We start from the raw sequence: 17,063 nt of genomic DNA, 5'->3' as shown, positions 1-17,063 counted from the left end.
CCCCTTTGCATACACTATTTTTAGTATAAAAAAAGAGGAGCCCCCTCCAAAGCGGAAGAGGCCCCTCGAAGGTATCGCCGGTCAGCGCCTTGCCACCGGGAAGAGGCAGATCTCCTGACTGTAGGTGCCGTAGGGCAGACGCCACCGCTCCGGAGGGATGGATCCCCAGGAGTCGACGCCCCCGAGACCGAGATGCTCAGCATCAATATGGAGGAAGACCCGATCCTTACTCGGGATCAGCTGCTCGGAGTGGCGCTGTGCCTTATTGGGGAAGTCCTCCAGCTGCGTGGTGCTGTAGGGTAGGGCGGAGGCGTAGAAGTCCTTGCCCGACACGAAGCCCAGCCCCTCGCCCCGCTCATTGATGACTGACCAGTAGCGGAGATCGCTGTGGAGGCCGCTCTCCTGAGGTCTGTCGTAGGAGAAGTAGGCATCGCTTACAGCGAGGTCGTACCAGCCAATGAAGGCATTGGCCTTACGGTCGGGGTAGGTCTCGATAGGACCTCTGCCGTAGTAGTGGATCTGGCTGTAGGCGACAGGCATCTCCATCTGTAGACCGAAGCGGAAGAGCTCCGGCATATCCTTGTCGCTGCTGCGAGGATCAAGCTTCTGAGAGACGTAGACCTTTCCGTCCACATCGATCGTGTACTCCATCGTCAGGTCGCACTGCACGCCCGGCAGGTCGTACTTCGTCACCACGTGGCCACGACCGCTCAGCACCTCAGCAGTGATTGCGGTAAGTTTCATCTCCGGATCCCTCCAAGCCTGCCACTTCCGCTGGAGACCGGCGCCCTCGTCATTGTCCGTGGGGGCGCGGTAAAAGGAGGGCTTCAGGGCGGACCCATCTGCCACATACTCACTGTCTCCCATGCTGTAGCCGGTGAGGAAGCCGCTCTTCTTATCAAAGGTGACGACGCAGTCGTGATTGACCAAGAAGTGGATCGTCTGATCCGAGCTGTCCTCCATAGTCACATAGCCATACTGACCGAGTGGGAGCATCCGCTCGGTATGCTCGGCAAGCGTGAGCTGATTGCGTGCCACAAGATGGTCTGCGGGGATGAGCGGCTGATCCTCCAGTGTGCGGTACTCGACATTGAGGAAGACATCCTTGCCGGTGGCATCGATGGAGGGGAACTCGATCTCCAGTCGCTCTGTCTCCCCGGGCCTGACGGCAGGGCAGGCCATAGAGCGGGACTGCACCTCCTGCCCGTCTACAGTGATGGCGTAATTGAGGGACAGGTAGTCAAGCGGACGGAAGTCATTGTCATTCTTGATCAGGAGTGTGGCATGGCCGAGAGAGAGACCTCCCTCCATGGTGGTGAGGACCGGCTGGTAGGCGTACTTTGCCTCCACCGCATTGGGCTTAGGCATGCGGGTGCAGTCAAAGAGTCCGTTGTCGCAGAAGTTATTGTCGCTCGGGTCGTAGTCGTTCCAGTCGCCGCCGTAGCCTCTGACGATGGTGCCATCCGGCTTCTGCATATACTGCGCTTGGTCGACAAAGTCCCAGATAAAGCCCCCCTGCAGGACCGGGTAGGTATGGAAGAGATCCATATAGTCGGTCATGCACCCCTGGCTATTCCCCATGGCGTGAGCGTACTCCACAAGGATGTAGGGCTTGGTGGGATGGCTCTGCGCATATGCCACGAGCTCACTCGGCCGGCGGTACATATTCCCATAGATGTCGGTATTGGGACCATCTATGGCACGCTCAAGTATGATCGGTCGGGTGGTGTCGATCTTCTTGATTGCCGATCGGGCGACGGTGAAGTTTTGCCCATCTCCGGCCTCATTGGCCATTGACCACATGATGATCGAGGGGTGGATGCCTCTCGAGGCGACGTGACGGACGTTTCGCTCCACATGCGGAACCACCCACTCCGGCTGCTTGGCGAGAGACTCCGCTCCGTAGCCCATGCCATGGGACTCAAGGTTGGCCTCGGCACAGACGTAGAGCCCATACTCGTCGCAGAGTTTGTAGAAGTAGGGGTCATTGGGGTAGTGACAGGTGCGGATGGCATTCATATTGAATTGCTTTGCCAGCTTAACGTCCTCCAGCATACGCTCGCGCGACACAATGCATCCGGTATTGGGGTCGGTGTCGTGGCGATTGGCACCCTTGATGAGGACCGGCTTGCCATTTACCTTGAGCAGAGTGTCCTCGATTCTGATGTTGCGGAAGCCGATGTCAAAGCGGGACACCTCGGAGAGTTGTCCGTCGACGAAGCTCTTGATCTCAAGCTTGTAGAGGTTGGGGGTCTCTGCGGTCCATGCAGCGACACCGGGGATGATGGCCCGGATCGTATTGACGCTGAAGCCCGGCAACGAGCGCTCCCAGACCCTCTGCCCGAGGGCATCGGTGAGGGAAAGCTCGTACCTGGGAGAGCCTACCGACTTGAGTCGGAGAGCCAGCAGTCCGTCCTTGTAGTCATTGATCAGGTCCTGCGTGATCGTAATATCTGCCAAGTGGGACTTGGGACGGGCATAGAGGTAGACGTCGCGGTGAAATCCCGTGTGGCGAAACATATCCTGATCCTCGAGGTAGGTCCCATCGCACCAGCGGAAGACGCGGAAGGCGATCGTATTCGTCTCACCCGGCTTGATGAATGGGGTGACGTCAAACTCCGCCTCCAGTCTCCCATCCTCCGTGTAGCCCACGAAGTCGCCATTGACCCAGACATAGGCGCAGGAGCTGACCGCCCCGATGTAGAGTGTGATATCCTCACCACTCCAGTCAGCCGGCACGACTATCTCGCGACGGTAGGAGCCGACGATATTGTCCTTGTAGGGCACCGGTTCCTTGGCGAGAGGTTGATTCTTGAAGTGTCCGCGCCAGGGGTAGCCGACATTGAGGTACATCGGGTCGCAGACGCCGTTTTTCTCCCACAGTCCCGGGATGGGCATCGTCCGCCAAGAGCTGTCATCAAAGCCTGGCTTCATAAAGTCTGTGGGGTATCCCTTGACATCTCTTGTGGCGGCAAATTTCCACTCGCCCTCGAGCGACAGGGTGCGACTGGAGCGTAGTGGGTCATCCACCCTCGCCTCCTGCTCCGAGGCATAGGGGAAGAAGCGTGCCCTCATCGGCAGGCGATTGATCTCATTGACAGCCGGATCCTGCCACTCCATGAAGGTCTGTGCGCCTGCTCCGATGCTGAGGAGGGTGCTCATGGCGAGACCTAATATCTTTGACTTCATAAGGTAGAATGTTAAGGTGGTACTCAATATCTGTCCCGACAGACCTTTTTTCCAGGGTCCTCGGATAGCAAATATAGCTCTATTAACTGACATTTTTGAGTAATAACCGCCCTGAGGATGAAATTAATTCGGCTAAGTGGCTGGGCTCTGTGGAAGAGAAAAAGGAGAGAGCCGACACTGAATGTCAGCTCTCTCCTTGCCTGTGGCTCGCTCGGGGCTCGAACCCGAGACCCCAACATTAAAAGTGTTGTGCTCTACCAACTGAGCTAGCGAACCGGTGGATGAAAACATCCGTAGACGCCGCAAAGGTAGCAAAAAAATGCCCACGTGCCAAGGTCCGATCCTTGCCCCCTTGCCCCTTTTTCAGTACCTTTGCGCCAACATCAGACTGGAGTATGGTGTAATGGTAGCACTACAGGTTTTGGTTCTGTCTGTCGAGGTTCGAATCCCCGTACTCCAACTCTCGTTGCAGGAGAGCACTTCGGTCAGCCGAGGTGCTCTCTTTTTTGCGCAGATTTCAGGCAGTGTAACTGCCTCAGGGGACACCCCTTGGTCTAATACCGATATTAGGGAATTCTTTTATCGGTATTAGTCAACACTAATATCGGTAAAAGAATTACCCCGGAGGGATGGTAGCATTTTCTGACCTTCCTGGTTTGTCCTGCAATATTCAGACAGTGGGCTTAGACTTTTGAGCTAAATGTCGTACCTTTGCACGGTCAATGAGTGCGAGGTCACTCTCTGGCTGAGTAGCTCAGTTGGATAGAGCAACAGCCTTCTAAGCTGTGGGTCTTGGGTTCGAATCCCAACTCAGTCACCCCTTGTAGCCACGCCGGGATCGCCCTCCCGGTGTGGCTTTGTCGTACCTTGACCACCTCTCTCCGACAGATAGCGATCAAGAAGAGGGACCTCCCTTTACAAGGGGGTCGCTCTTCTTGATAATTGACTTAGTCTAAGGCTTAGAAGAAGTTGTACCTATTGTCAGAGATCTTAGCCTTGGAGATGACCGTCTGGAGTGCAGTTGCGCGGATCATACCCTGCAGTGAGCGCTCGAGTGAGGTCTTGATCGTCGTGGCATCGCTCGCCTGTGCATCAGCCTCACGGGAGAGGACGTTGACGAGGTAGACGCCATTGAGACCCTTTACGGGGGTGGCGGTATTCAGTGGAGCAACGGCAGCAGCAGCGTTGATGCCCGGCTCTACGCCGATACCCTCAAGTCTGGTGGTGCTGTACTTTACGAAGCTGAGTGAGTCGATCGATGAGCCGATAGCACTTGCGTATGCCTCGAGTGAGGAGTGGTCTGCGCTCATCATCTGGTCGTAAAGGAGGTCTGCCTTCTTCTGATTGGCGAGGAGTGCAGAGATCTGATCCTTCACTACTTCGATGGGCATAAAGCCCTCGCTAAACTTCTTGCCGACACGGGTGACGATGTACTTCTCGTCAGCCTCCTTGATCGGGGAGATCGTTCCCTCCTTATTCTGCATGGTCCAGGTGACGATATCACGGCTGTTGCTGATGCCGGGCGCAATAGAGGGCTGCGAGGAGGAGATCAGCTGATCCTTGAGCACCTGGTAGCCAGCGTTGAGAGCCTCCTGGGTGAGGTCCTTGTCCTTGCTTGAGGTGAGGAAGGAGCTGAGGTTATTGTAGATCTGGGTCTGCGTCTCCGTGGAGGGGGTTACCTCCTTGGCGGCAAGAGCGACCTTAAATTTATCAACCACAGGCTTTGCCTCAGAGACGAGGATGATGTGCCGACCATACTTGGAGGTAAAGGAGAAGGGGACACCCACCTGGGCGGAGTAGATGGCATCAGCAAAGTCCTTACCGATGTAATTGGTTGCCATAGCCTCGGTGAGCCAACCGATCTGACCGCCCTGAGCGGAGGAGTTGCGGTCGAGGGAGTAGGTCTGAGCAGCAGTGGCGAAGGTCTCGGGAGCGGCCTTCAGTGTAGCGAGGAGACTATCAGCATTCACCTCGGGGGCATTGGGCGTGCCAGCGGGAGGGAGTACGATGTGACTCACGAGCAGGGACTCGGGTGCCTGCTTGCGGCTGATGATCTTGGCGACGAGGTAATTCTTGTCCTGCGGGATGATCTCACTGACGGCACCGGTCTCAGCCGTGGTGATGAAGTTGGCGATCTCCGTAGGCATAGAGGGGGTGTTGATGTCCTCAGAGGTGATGTAGGTGTCAGCGTAGGGGATGTCGCTGTAGTCGGAGAGCACGAGAGCGGGATCCTTGCCGGCGATCAGCTCCTCGCGAGCGGATCGGATGTCCTCCTCGGCGGCCTTGTAGTCGGCCTCAGAGGGGTCGATGGAGGCGTAGATGACGTCCACGTGAGCACCAGCATCGGTGCGGAAGTAGTCCTTGTGTGCGTTGTAGTAGTCCTTGATCTCTGCATCGGCTACCGTGACAGCAGAGTCAGGCAGAGCGATCGTGCGGCGACCGACATAGGTGAGGTTTTGGACCGTCTTATTGTACTCGGTCTCACGAGCCACCTCAAGCTTATTAGCTACGATAGCCTTGGAGAGGAGACCGAGATACTTCTCCTGGAGTCGGAGGTCTCTCACCTGGGTCTCTGTCTCAGCCCACATGCTCCGCATCTGGTCGATCTGCGACTGCTGCTCGGGGCTGTAATTCTCCTTGGCATTGAGTTGCTTAAGGAACGTAAGAAGCTGTGCTCTATTGAACTCTCCTGTATTGGGATCCGTAAATTGCTGACGGATGATGGGCGAGATGTTTTGACCCTGGATGAGGTCAAAGGTCTCTGCAGGAGTAATGCTCAGACCGATCTTGTCAGCTTCGTCGTGGAGCACCATATTGGAGACGATGGTGCCGAAGATCTGATTATTGAGCTGTACGGTCTGGTCGGAGTTGAGGGACTGTCCCTGAGCGCGCATCTGCTCATTCATAGCATTGACATGCTGCTGGTAGTCCTCGATGCGGACCTTATTGCCGTTGACAGAGAAGGCTGTCATCTTACTGTCTCTCCACAGGGCACTCCCCCCGGTGACCAAGTCTCCCAGGATGAAAGCGACCATGCCGAGACCTACTGCGGCGATAAGGCATCCGGCTTTGCTTCTTAGTTTCTCTAATGTTGCCATTGTTTCGGTTGTAAGCGTACAAGTACGATCTAATATCGTGCGAAGGTACCACGTTTTTGACACTTAGGCAAATGTGAAACAAGAAGGCACCCATAGTCTTGTGCCCAAGTTTTGATCTGTCGGTCTTGTTAAGTCGGGGGCGTGTCGGTACATTTGCACATCTGATAATCCTAACAACGAGACCCTATGGGCAAGATTACACGGATCGTCTCCGCATCGTTATTAGCCGCCACGACCGGGACTTTGGGCTTCAATTGGTCGAAGTGGATCACGCCACTTGTAGAGCCTGAGTATGTGCTCTCGGACAGCGTGCAGCGTGTGCAGCTGACCCCGGGGGAGGATGGCTTGCGTGAGCGGGTCGTCTCTTGGGTGTCGGGGGCGGATCGCAGCGGGGATAGCCTCCGCCTCTTCTGTGGGGACAGCCTCCTCTTCCAGAGCGGACCCTTTCATAAGGAGATAAGGACGCACGGTGGAGTGACGCACGTGCAGAGGGTGACCATCCCCTCCCTGGCGGCGGGGCTGTATCCCTACACAATCACCTCAGGCGAAGGGGTGGAGGCCTATCGGGACACGCTTGTCATCCCGTCGGACACTCTTCAGACCTTTGTGCTTATCGGTGATGTGCAGGACACCTGGGGCGATGATACGCGACCAGTGATGGACAGCCTGTATAGGGCGCATCCCGATGCGGCGGCGTGGATCCAGGTGGGAGACCTGATTGAGCGTCCACATGATCAGTACTGGAGACGGTACTACGATGCCTTTGCCTCTGTGGCACCGCGCATCCCTCTGATCACCGTGATCGGAGATCATGAGAATGAGGCGGGCCTGATGTACGATGTGGATGATCGGTGGGAGTATGTCTTTGACTACCCCGACAATGGACCCGAGGAGAGGGTGGGGCACGCCTACTATATTGACTACCCTGATATGCGGGTGGTCTGCTATGACTCCAACTCCCTTTTCTGGTCCATCGGCACTCAGCGTCCGTGGCTGGAGCGGGTGCTGAGGGAGCGGAGGGATCATCCCTTCCTCGTGGTCTGCGCTCATCATCCGGTCTACTCCGGAACCAAAAACCGATTTAACCCTCTGAATAATACTCTCCTCGGTCCTCTATTTCGCCGATGCGGGGTGGACCTTGTGCTGGCAGGGCACGACCATATCTTTGTCCACGATCGGGACCCCGACGGCGGAGGACCTCACTACATAGGGCTAAGTACGGCACACAAGACCTACTCGGTGCAGGAACCGGAGCGGCATGTCGCCTCTGAGAGCGGGGCGCGGTACTACGGCATCATGACCGTCACCCCGGAAACGCTGAGGGTAGCGGTTTGTCGGGAGGGCGGGACTCTGCTGGACTCCCTTAGTGTTAGTCGGAAAGGTCTGCGCTAAGCCCTGTCCCCTCATTTTGCTACCTTTGTATAGTCGCAAGACTATCATAGCGAAGCTGAATATTTTATGATACAAGATAGTGACTATCACACTAAGTGCCCGTCGGTGGCGGGCAATAGTGGGAAGTTGGATACATACGATTACTTCTACGACGTGCCGGAGTCCTTGGATGACTACCCGTACGTGGAGGTACAATTCAAGAACACCCGCAAAGAGTTTTTCCTCAACAATCTTCACCTTCCACTCACTAAGGGCGATATGGTGGCCGTCGAGGCCTCTCCCGGTCATGATATAGGGCGGGTATCGCTCACCGGCAGGTTGGTGGATCTCCAGATGCGTAAGCTCGGGATCACGGTGCCGGAGCAGCCTAAGACCATCTATCGCATAGCTCGCCCGCTTGACCTGCAGAAGTATGAGGAAAGTAAGGCGAAGGAGCACGAGACGATGATCGGTAGCCGCCAGATCGCAAAGCGGCTCGGGCTGGACATGAAGATCGGGGACGTGGAGTATCAGGGTGATGGACAGAAGGCGATCTTCTACTACATCGCAGACCACAGGGTGGACTTTAGGCAGTTGATCAGGGAGCTGGCAGATGCCTTCCACATCCGTGTGGAGATGAGACAGATCGGTGCCCGTCAGGAGGCGGGGCGGATCGGTGGTATCGGTCCATGCGGACGACAGCTCTGTTGCTCGGGGTGGATGACCGGCTTCCACTCCGTGAGTACCAATGTGGCCCGCCTGCAGGATATTGCCATCAATCCTCAGAAGCTGGCGGGCCAGTGTGCCAAGCTGAAGTGCTGCCTCAATTATGAGCGTGACACATATGCTGAGGCTCAGAGCTCGTTGCCACCGAGGAATGTGCGACTGGAGTGTCAGCGTGGTGTCTATGCGTTCCTCAAGGCGGACACCCTCGCGGGACAGGTCTCCTACATCTCCACCGGGGATACCCCGTCCAAGCAGCGCGAGGTGGTGACGATCAGCAAGGAGCGAGCTCTCGAGGTGATCGACCAAAATCGAGCCGGCATACAACCCGTATCGCTCGTCTCAGACACTGAGGAGGAGCAACTCTCCGGACTAAGTCGGGTAAGTGACATACTGTCGGAGGAGAGCCTCTCCCGCTTCGATAAGTCCCGAGACGACTCGCGACCTAAGCGGTCGCGTAATGGTCGGAATAGGAGGCGCCCTCAGGGTGGCTCGTCCGGGCGGTCCAAGGGGACAAGACAGCCTCGGGGTGAGGGTCGCAGGTAGTCTCTTTCGTAGTGAAAAAGGTGCCATGAAGTGGCTCGGTCGGTATGGTCTCTTTGTCGCCTCACTGCTGGTGGTGCTGCTCTTGCAAGCGTGCCGGCAGCAGGTGTTGCCGGACTACTCTTACTATCAGTCGCTGGAGGGGGCAGAGTGGGCCATCGAGGATGAGCTTTTCTACACCTTCCCGGTATCTGCCGGTGAGCGCTATCTGGTAGAGGGAGTGGTGCGAGTGACGCCCGACTTTGCCCTGCGCCAGATACCTCTCGGCGTAGTCTTGGAGACACCGGATCACCACTTTGAGGAGTCTAAGGTGCTGCTGCCCATCACACCGGCGAGGCTCCGGACGACCGGCTACATAGTGAGGGAATACCCCTTTTCGATCATGTCGGACTTCAGACCGGATACCTCAAGCTTCTATACCATCAGTCTCCGTCCACTCCTGAGGGACTCTGTCATTCGCGGAGTGATCGAGGTGGGGGTCACCGTGACACCGAGCCGATAATATCGCTATCTTTGCGCTTGACCTTTTTTACTTCTATAGTCACCATGAGAAAATCAACCAATAATAAGCCCTACGACCCCTCCACAGCTGTCCTCCTCATCTATACGGGCGGGACGATCGGCATGACCGAGGATCCTGATACCGGTGCGCTGAAGGCGATAGACTTTGCCTATATAGAGGAGCATGTCCCGGAGGTGAATAACTTCTCCTTCCATATCGATACCTACTCCTTTGATCAGGTGATCGACTCCAGCGAGATGGGACCGACGCACTGGCGGGAGATGGCACTGACCATCCGGGAGAATTATGATAAGTACAGCGGCTTCGTGATACTCCACGGGACGGACACGATGGCTTACACCGCCTCGATGCTCAGCTTTATGCTGGACGGGCTCTGCAAGCCGGTCCTCCTGACCGGGTCGCAGCTGCCCATCGGTAAGGTGCGGACGGATGGTAAGGAGAACCTGCTCACCTCAATCGAGATAGCTGCGGCAAAGGATCCGATGGGAAATCCCCTCCTGAGGGAGGTCTGCATCTACTTCGACAACCGACTCTTGAGAGGAAACCGATGCACGAAGGTGAGCTCAGATCAGTTCAAGGCTTTTGACTCCCCCAATTATCCCTGTCTCGCTCATGCGGGCATTGACATTCACTATCATCCTGAGGTGTTGATGCGGAATGACTTCAAGGAGGGCGACCTGCGGCTTCACCTTGACCTTGATCCCAATATACTCGTCCTCTCGCTCTTCCCGGGACTGCCGGAGAGCATGGTGGCGTCTGCCTTTGAGACTCCGGGGCTCAAGGCCGTGGTCTTTAGGACCTTCGGCAGTGGCAATGCCCCGGCATCGAAGCATTTCCTTGAGATCCTCAGAGAGACTACGACACACGGGATCATCATCGTCAATATCTCGCAGTGCTTTGTGGGTAAGGTGAAGATGGAGCGCTATGCGACCGGGGTCACTCTCCTCAGTGCCGGCGTGCTGAGCGGTCACGACATGACCGTGGAGGCGGCTCTTGCGAAACTGATGCATCTGCTGGGTAGCGGTAAGTCCTCTGACGAAGTGAAGCGGCTGATGGGCGTTGATCTCAGGGGGGAGATGACCGTGTAAGGCGATAGCACATGATTACACCCTCCCTCTTTCCTGATCAGAACGGAGATCCCGAGGTCTTTTACTTCCGAAGCCTAAGCAGTGGTAGTTGCGGCAATGCCTCTCTCCTCTCCTGTGGCGAAACGATGATTATGATCGATGCGGGGCTTGGGATCCGCACGCTCAAGAAGAGCTTCAAGGAGCTGGCGATCGATCCCAAGCAGCTCGCAGCCATCCTCGTCACACACGACCACGCCGATCATATCCGTGGATTAGAGTCCTTTGCCGTGGACTTCTCCGTACCGGTCTATGCTTCCCCGCTGGTCTATAAGGCACTTCACCACGCTACCTACCTGCATGGTGGGCTGATGAACCACTTGGCTCTCATGCAGCTGGAGCAGCCGCTCACGCTGGGAGCCATGGAGATCACCTCCTTTGAGGTGCCACACGATGCGACGCAGAATGTCGGGTACCGGATCACCGGACCCCGTGGCTGTTTCACACTGATGACCGATGTGGGTGAGGTGACTGCGGAGGTGGAGGCGGCTATCAGGGGGGCAAATTATCTCGTGATCGAGAGCGACTACGATGAGGAGATGCTACGCACCGGTCCCTATCCGATGATGCTTAAGGAAAGGATCCTCGGTGGCAATGGGCACCTCAGCAATCGCGAAGCAGCCTGCACGGTGGCGCGAAACTACCACCCCGACCTACGCTTCCTCGCCCTCTGTCACCTCAGTGGGCAAAATAACAACCCGACTGTGGCGAGAGAGTCTATGAATAGTGCCCTTCTGGAGATCGGAGTGCAGCCCGGTCGCGACCTGCAGCTGGAGGTGCTGCAGCGGCGGGTGATTTCACCGCTATATAAACTCTGCTGATCAGTCGCTGTAGGCGGCAAGCTCCTCAGCGCACTTCTCCCACTCCTTCATCGCTTTCTTGAGTTTGTAGTCTACCTCCTCGTACTGATTGAGTAGGTCCGGAGTGGCCTGTATCGTCAGCCGATCCTCTAAGGACGTCTTCTCTGTCTCGAGCCGATCGACCGTCTCCTCTGCCTTGGCGAGAGCTTTCTCCAAGCGAGAGATCTGTCGCTGCTGTTCCCGCTGCTGCTCATAGTCTTCGCGTCCTCCTCCCTTGGACACTTTCTTCTCTCCTTCGACCTCCTTGGCTGTCGACTGATTGATCTCTGTATTGCGGTCGTGGAGCTTCCGCAGGTACTCCTCCATGCCGCCGAGATGGTTGAGGACCTTCCCGTCCTCAAATTCGATCACCTTGTCCACCAGCCCCTCCAGGAAGTCGCGGTCGTGGCTGACGATCAGCACCGTGCCGTCGTAATTGGCTATCGCCTCCTTCAGCACACCCTTGGAGGCTATGTCGAGGTGGTTGGTCGGCTCATCAAGGATGAGGAAGTTGGAGGGGGAGAGAAGGAGCTTGATCATCGCGAGACGCCCCTTCTCACCACCACTCAGCACTTTCACCTTCTTGTCGGCGGTCTCGCCTCCAAACATAAAGGCTCCCAGTATGTCGTTGATCCGTGAGCGGATATCCCCCACGGCCACATCGTCAATGGTGTCGTGGATCGTCTTCTCCGGGTCAAGCATAGAGGATTCGTTTTGGGCAAAGTAGGAGGTGATCACCTGATGACCGATCTTGATCGATCCCTCGCTCGGGATCTCTCCCAGCACAGCCCTCACGAAGGTAGTCTTGCCCGAACCATTTCGCCCAACGAGAGCAATCTTGTCGCCCCGCTCGATAGTCAGGTCGACGCCGTCGAGGACGTACCTCTTGCCGTCGTAGGTGACCCTCATATCCTTGGTGATAAGCGGGTAGGCGCCGGACGGAATGCTCATGGGGAAGCGGAAGTGGATCGTCTTACGGTCGATCTCGTCGATCTCTATCGGGTCGATCTTCTCCAGCGCCTTGATCCGGGACTGTACCTGGGTCGACTTCGTCGGCTTGTACCTAAAGCGCTCGATGAAGTCCTCAGTCTCCTTGATCATCTTCTGCTGATTCTCGTAGGCTCTCTTCTGCTGCTCGAAGCGCTCCTCCCGCAGCTCCTCGTAGTGAGAGTAATTGACCTTAAAGTCATACGCCTTCCCCATCGAGATCTCCACGGTGCGGGTGGTGGCATTGTCGAGAAATCGTCGGTCGTGTGAGACCATGATCACGGCGGCGGGTGAGGTGGTCAGAAAGTCCTCCAGCCAGACGATCGACTCCATGTCGAGGTGGTTCGTCGGCTCGTCGAGCAAGAGCAGGTCGGGCCTACCGAGCAGGATCTTCGCCAGCTCTATCCTCATGCGCCACCCTCCGGAAAACTCTCGCGTCGGCCGATCGAAGTCCTTCTGCTCAAAGCCCAGTCCCTTAAGCGTCTTCTCGATCTCCGCCTCCATCCGCGACGTGTCGTAGATAGAGAGCAACTCCGTCGCATTGGCGAGCTGCTGGATCAGCTCCATATACTCCTCCGTGTCGTAGTCGGTGCGGGTAGCCACCTCCTCAGTCAGCCGGTCCACCGTCGCCTTTAGCTCCAGCTCCTTGGAGAAAGCCTTGCGGGCCTCCTCGCGGACGGTTCGCTCATCATTGAGCATCATGTACTGCGGCAGGTACCCGATCTCTGCCCCCTTCGCCAAGGCGACAGACCCCTCCGTCGGAGCGTTAAGCCCGGCGATGATATTGAGAAGGGTGGTCTTGCCGGCACCGTTGCGCCCGGCGAGCGCTATCCGCTCCCCGGCATTGACCTGTAGATTGATGTCTGAGAAGAGTACGGTGGCGCCAAAGGAGACGCCGACGTGACTAAGCGTGAGCATGGTGTGATGTTAGGTGGTGATGATCGTGGGAGACGAGTAGATGCTCAGCGCCTCTGATCGTATGTGTCCCATCGTGGCGGCTACGGCGCTGTAGGCGCTATTCGGCGTGGTGAGGATCTTAGTTGTCTGGGAGAGCGCGAGCAGGTCCCCATAGATCTCGATCAGTCCGTCTACTGACGTTCCGTCCGACATAGAGGAGGGGGCGATGATCCTCGAGCTGTAGAGCGTCTGGAGCCGCTCCCGCTCGTTGTGAGAGGTGGTGGTGACGAAGAAGGAGGTGCCGGGATCGGCGACTACGATCTCGTGCATCCGCTTGATGAAGAGCTCGATCGGGCTGTCCTGCATCGATACGGCGGAGTCGCGGTCTATGTGGATCCCGACGATGTTGTTGTGCCACGAGGAGAGGCGAGAGTTGCGCACGTTGATCACCTCGATATTGGGAAGAAGCGGGCTGTACATATCTCGTGCGCGAGTCAGCTCCATCCCAGTCTCGATGAATAGCCGGTGGTGTCTCCGGCGGAACATCAGCTCCAGCTGCTCCGGCGCATGCGCCTGCAGCTCCTTGATCTTGTCGTCTGTCAGCACGCTGTCGAAGGAGACCATCAGATAGGGTGCCGAGAGCCAGACATTCCCCTTGTCGGGGTAGCGGTTGCTGATCCAGTCGACCCACTTCGCCTCCCTGATCGTGATCTCCTCCCTTCTCATCTGAGGGTCAAGGGTAAAAAGCCGATTGGACGGAGCCATGAAATCATCGGTCTCAAACCAGATGATCTCTAATGGTCGGCAGTACTTCCGCGCCAGGGCAATGGTCGAGGCCACGGCACGAAGCCGCTCTCCCAGCCCGCCGATCGGCACCAGCGTGATCTTTCCCGACGGGTCAGGGGTGAGCTGGTCTGCTCTCTCTTGGTCAGTCTTTGTGGATGTATTCATAGGCGATTGAGACGCTTGAGATAACAATTGCGACAGAGGGGCTCGTACTCCGCTTTTGCCCCCACGAGCACCTGCTCCCGGTCAGCGGCCAGGCGGTAGGAGTAGAGGGCCGGGGCGCCGCAGGAGACACAGATGGCATGTACCTTGAGGACCCGGTCAGCGACCGCCATCAGTCGCGGCATGCAGCCAAAGGGCTTCCGCTCGTAGTCCATATCTAGTCCCGAGACTACCACCCTGATGCCGCTATCGGCCATCTGCAGGCAGATGTCTACTAAGGAAGTGTCAAAGAACTGCCCCTCATCAATCCCCACCACCTGGGCATCCGAGCTCAGGAGAAGGATCGTCTCCGGGCGCGCCACGGCGGTAGCCTCGAGCGTATTGCGATCGTGGCTGACCACGTCCCCCTGTGAGTAGCGGGTGTCGATCAGGGGCTTGAATACCTGTACCCGCTGGCGTGCAATCACCGCCCTCCGGAGACGGCGCATCAGCTCCTCCGTCTTACCAGAAAACATCGACCCCACGATCACCTCGATGCTTCCCCGGGCGGGGAAGCCGTTATTGGGTCGCTCGTAGAGACCCTCGTGCATCCGCTCGTCCAGCTCCTCCTCGTCCATCACGCTTCTTTTTCTTTCCAGTCGCCGCACTCCCTGATGAGATCGACCAAGTGATCCACCGCCTCGTCCTGCGGGATCCCGCGGCGCACTCGCTCCTTGCCGTGGTAGAGGTCGACCCGTCCGGGTGTCGACCCCACGTAGCCATAGTCGGCGTCCGCCATCTCCCCGGGGCCATTGACGATACAGCCCATCACCCCTATCTTGAGTCCCTTGAGGTGCGAGGTGGCAGCCTTTACCCTTGCGACCGTCTCCTGGAGGTCAAAGAGTGTCCGCCCACAGCCGGGGCAGGAGATGAATTCGGTCCTTGAGATCCTCCTTCGGCTTGCCTGTAGCAGTCCAAAGGCGAGCCGAACAGCCTCTCTGCGGCTCAGCTGCGAGCCTGAGACGTAGAGCCCCTCTCCCTGACCTCGCAGAAGGGCCGCTCCCACAGCATAGCCGAGCCTTACCGCCGCCTCGTCCGCTCGGCCCTCGGCAGAGATCCCTATTATATATGGTGTGGTCATCACCTCATCCAGCGCTCTCAGCATCGCCGGGGCGTCGGAGTGCGTGAGCCTCACGATCAGGTGTCCCCCCTCCGGTAGGTCGGGGATCTCTCCTCGGAGTGCCTCCCTGTCGGTGATCGTCATTAAGCGGGGATCGGAGCGTACCAGGTCGGGACAGCAGTCCCTCTCATAGGTGTCGACCTCCCCGATGACTAAGGGGGTACTCGATGGTCTCACGGGGTGGGGGGTGACGGATGACGAGTCAAGTGAAATGGCCTCTGCCTCGGCGGACTGCTCCACGCACTCGACCAAGATCCTTGCCGGCTTGATCTCTTGCTCCGGTGCTTCGCTCAGCGACACGCGGATGGTGTCGCCCAGCCCCTCACTCAGCAGGGCACCGATACCGACGGCACTTTTCACGCGACCGTCCTCGGCATCCCCCGCCTCGGTCACACCGAGGTGGAGCGGGTAGTGCATGTCCCTCCTCTCCATCTCGCTCACGAGCAGGCGTACCGCCTCCGTCATCAGCACGGTATTGGAGGACTTGAGCGAGATCACGACGTCACCAAAGTCCTTCCGCCGGCACATCTCGAGGAACTCCATGCAGCTCTCCACCATCCCCGGCGCGGTGTCCCCGTAGCGAGACATGATCCGGTCGGAGAGTGAACCGTGATTGACCCCGATCCGGATCGCCGTGCCGTACGATCGGCAGTGGTCGAGGAAGTCGGCAAACTTGCTCTGCAGCTCCTCCAGCTCGTGCGCATACTCGGCATCGGTGTACTCCACCCGCTCAAAGACGCGGGCCGGGTCGTAGAAGTTGCCCGGATTGATCCTCACCTTCTCCACATGCTTGGCAGCCTCGTAGGCGGCCTTGGGATTGAAGTGCACATCGGCGACCAGCGGGATCCGGCTGCCGGACTCCCGGAGCTGGTCGTGTATCTGACCTATCGCCCTCGCCTCCCTCACGCCCTGTGTCGTGAAGCGGACCAACCGTCCTCCCGCCTCGGCGATGCGCTTCGCCTGCGCTACGCTCGCCTCGATATCGTTAGTGTCCACATTGGCCATCGACTGGATCACGATCGGCTGCCCCCCTCCGATGATGAGGTGGTCGCCTACGTGCACCGCCGTGGTGGGTCGTCTATGGTATTTGATACGTCTCTCTGTCATGGCGCTCTGCTCTTTTGACGCAAAGTTACCACATTTACCGCAGGAGATGGGCATAGTGGGGTCAGCAAACGCATCAAGAGCCTGTATAAATCGGCTGTTTCCTAATATCGGGTTTAGAGAAATCTATTACCGGTAAAAGAGAATCCTAATATCGGTATTAGTCGCGGCTAATATCGGTATTAGAAATAGCCCTCTCTCCGCAGGTACAAAAAATACGCCCTAAGCAAAAAAGCTTAGAGCGTCAAAAACCAAAACTTACAATCTATGAAAACTAATCATCAATCTTACCTAAACGAGTGCGGCTGAAGGGACTCGAACCCTTACGGATTTCTCCACCAGATCCTAAGTCTGGCGCGGCTACCAATTACGCCACAGCCGCTTATTGTCCGTGGCTCCCCCAAGTCTATTTGCTACTCGCAGGAGGGACGCTTTTCCCAAAGAGCCATCCTCCTTCTTTCTTTTCGCCTGCAAAGATACTATTTTTCTCGTTATGTGCAAGCGGGGAAACTAAATATTTTTACTCCGTAGATTCAAGGACGAAGTGCAACAGGGAGG

The 17,063-nt window shown here is 57.2% G+C and carries 11 protein-coding genes and 4 tRNA genes; 7 read left to right on the top strand and 8 right to left on the bottom strand.

From position 1 onward, the window contains the following. Positions 1-81: 81 nt before the first annotated feature. Both HMPREF2890_RS03785 and HMPREF2890_RS03780 read right to left on the bottom strand, forming a co-directional pair. Entirely contained in the window at positions 82-3,189 is a 3,108-nt protein-coding gene (locus HMPREF2890_RS03785) for a glycoside hydrolase family 2 TIM barrel-domain containing protein (protein ID WP_070465602.1), read from the bottom strand. 203 nt (positions 3,190-3,392) lie between these two features. Further along, a tRNA-Lys gene (locus HMPREF2890_RS03780) sits at positions 3,393-3,465 on the bottom strand. Between the two features lie 113 nt (positions 3,466-3,578). Between HMPREF2890_RS03780 and HMPREF2890_RS03775 the strand changes: the two genes are divergently transcribed. Both HMPREF2890_RS03775 and HMPREF2890_RS03770 read left to right on the top strand, forming a co-directional pair. Then, a tRNA-Gln gene (locus HMPREF2890_RS03775) sits at positions 3,579-3,649 on the top strand. A gap of 283 nt (positions 3,650-3,932) precedes the next feature. Next, a tRNA-Arg gene (locus tag HMPREF2890_RS03770) sits at positions 3,933-4,006 on the top strand. A gap of 142 nt (positions 4,007-4,148) precedes the next feature. Here the strand turns inward: HMPREF2890_RS03770 and HMPREF2890_RS03765 are convergent. Then, complete coding sequence (locus HMPREF2890_RS03765; protein WP_070465600.1) at positions 4,149-6,287, bottom strand: peptidylprolyl isomerase; 2,139 nt, start codon at positions 6,285-6,287, stop codon at positions 4,149-4,151. Between the two features lie 186 nt (positions 6,288-6,473). Between HMPREF2890_RS03765 and HMPREF2890_RS03760 the strand changes: the two genes are divergently transcribed. From HMPREF2890_RS03760 to HMPREF2890_RS03740, 5 genes are all read left to right on the top strand, one after another. Next, complete coding sequence (locus HMPREF2890_RS03760) at positions 6,474-7,679, top strand: metallophosphoesterase family protein (protein ID WP_070465597.1); 1,206 nt, start codon at positions 6,474-6,476, stop codon at positions 7,677-7,679. Between the two features lie 66 nt (positions 7,680-7,745). Beyond that, positions 7,746-8,927 (top strand): PSP1 domain-containing protein, encoded by a 1,182-nt coding sequence (locus tag HMPREF2890_RS03755; protein ID WP_246825293.1) that lies wholly within the window; start codon positions 7,746-7,748, stop codon positions 8,925-8,927. A gap of 25 nt (positions 8,928-8,952) precedes the next feature. Next, positions 8,953-9,426, top strand: a complete 474-nt coding sequence (locus HMPREF2890_RS03750) for a gliding motility lipoprotein GldH family protein (protein ID WP_070465594.1) — start codon at positions 8,953-8,955, stop codon at positions 9,424-9,426. A gap of 44 nt (positions 9,427-9,470) precedes the next feature. Continuing rightward, positions 9,471-10,535, top strand: a complete 1,065-nt coding sequence (locus HMPREF2890_RS03745) for an asparaginase (RefSeq protein ID WP_070465591.1) — start codon at positions 9,471-9,473, stop codon at positions 10,533-10,535. Between the two features lie 11 nt (positions 10,536-10,546). After that, the gene (locus HMPREF2890_RS03740; RefSeq protein WP_070465588.1) at positions 10,547-11,392 is read left to right on the top strand and encodes an MBL fold metallo-hydrolase; all 846 of its coding nucleotides are present in this window, start codon (positions 10,547-10,549) and stop codon (positions 11,390-11,392) included. On the opposite strand, the gene HMPREF2890_RS03735 is transcribed toward HMPREF2890_RS03740, so the two are convergent. The 5 genes from HMPREF2890_RS03735 to HMPREF2890_RS03715 all read right to left on the bottom strand — a co-directional run bounded on the left by HMPREF2890_RS03735 (position 11,393) and on the right by HMPREF2890_RS03715 (position 16,887). Continuing rightward, positions 11,393-13,315: an ABC-F family ATP-binding cassette domain-containing protein gene (locus tag HMPREF2890_RS03735; protein WP_070465584.1), complete on the bottom strand. Its 1,923-nt coding sequence runs from the start codon at positions 13,313-13,315 to the stop codon at positions 11,393-11,395. 9 nt (positions 13,316-13,324) lie between these two features. Beyond that, positions 13,325-14,245: an O-fucosyltransferase family protein gene (locus tag HMPREF2890_RS03730; protein ID WP_083289780.1), complete on the bottom strand. Its 921-nt coding sequence runs from the start codon at positions 14,243-14,245 to the stop codon at positions 13,325-13,327. After that, positions 14,242-14,832 carry a thymidine kinase gene (locus HMPREF2890_RS03725; protein WP_070465644.1) on the bottom strand — a complete coding sequence of 197 codons (591 nt, stop codon included), beginning with the start codon at positions 14,830-14,832 and terminating at the stop codon, positions 14,242-14,244. The genes HMPREF2890_RS03730 and HMPREF2890_RS03725 overlap by 4 nt, the downstream gene beginning before the upstream one ends. Before the next feature lie 26 nt (positions 14,833-14,858). Then, on the bottom strand, positions 14,859-16,508 hold the full coding sequence (gene ispG / locus HMPREF2890_RS03720; protein ID WP_083289779.1) for a (E)-4-hydroxy-3-methylbut-2-enyl-diphosphate synthase: 1,650 nt from the start codon (positions 16,506-16,508) through the stop codon (positions 14,859-14,861). Between the two features lie 297 nt (positions 16,509-16,805). Further along, a tRNA-Leu gene (locus HMPREF2890_RS03715) sits at positions 16,806-16,887 on the bottom strand. Between the last annotated feature and the right edge of the window lie 176 nt (positions 16,888-17,063).

Source organism: Porphyromonas sp. HMSC065F10 (genome assembly GCF_001808555.1).
Classification (GTDB): Bacteria; Bacteroidota; Bacteroidia; order Bacteroidales; family Porphyromonadaceae; genus Porphyromonas_A.
This window is presented reverse-complemented; position numbering and strand designations above follow the sequence as displayed.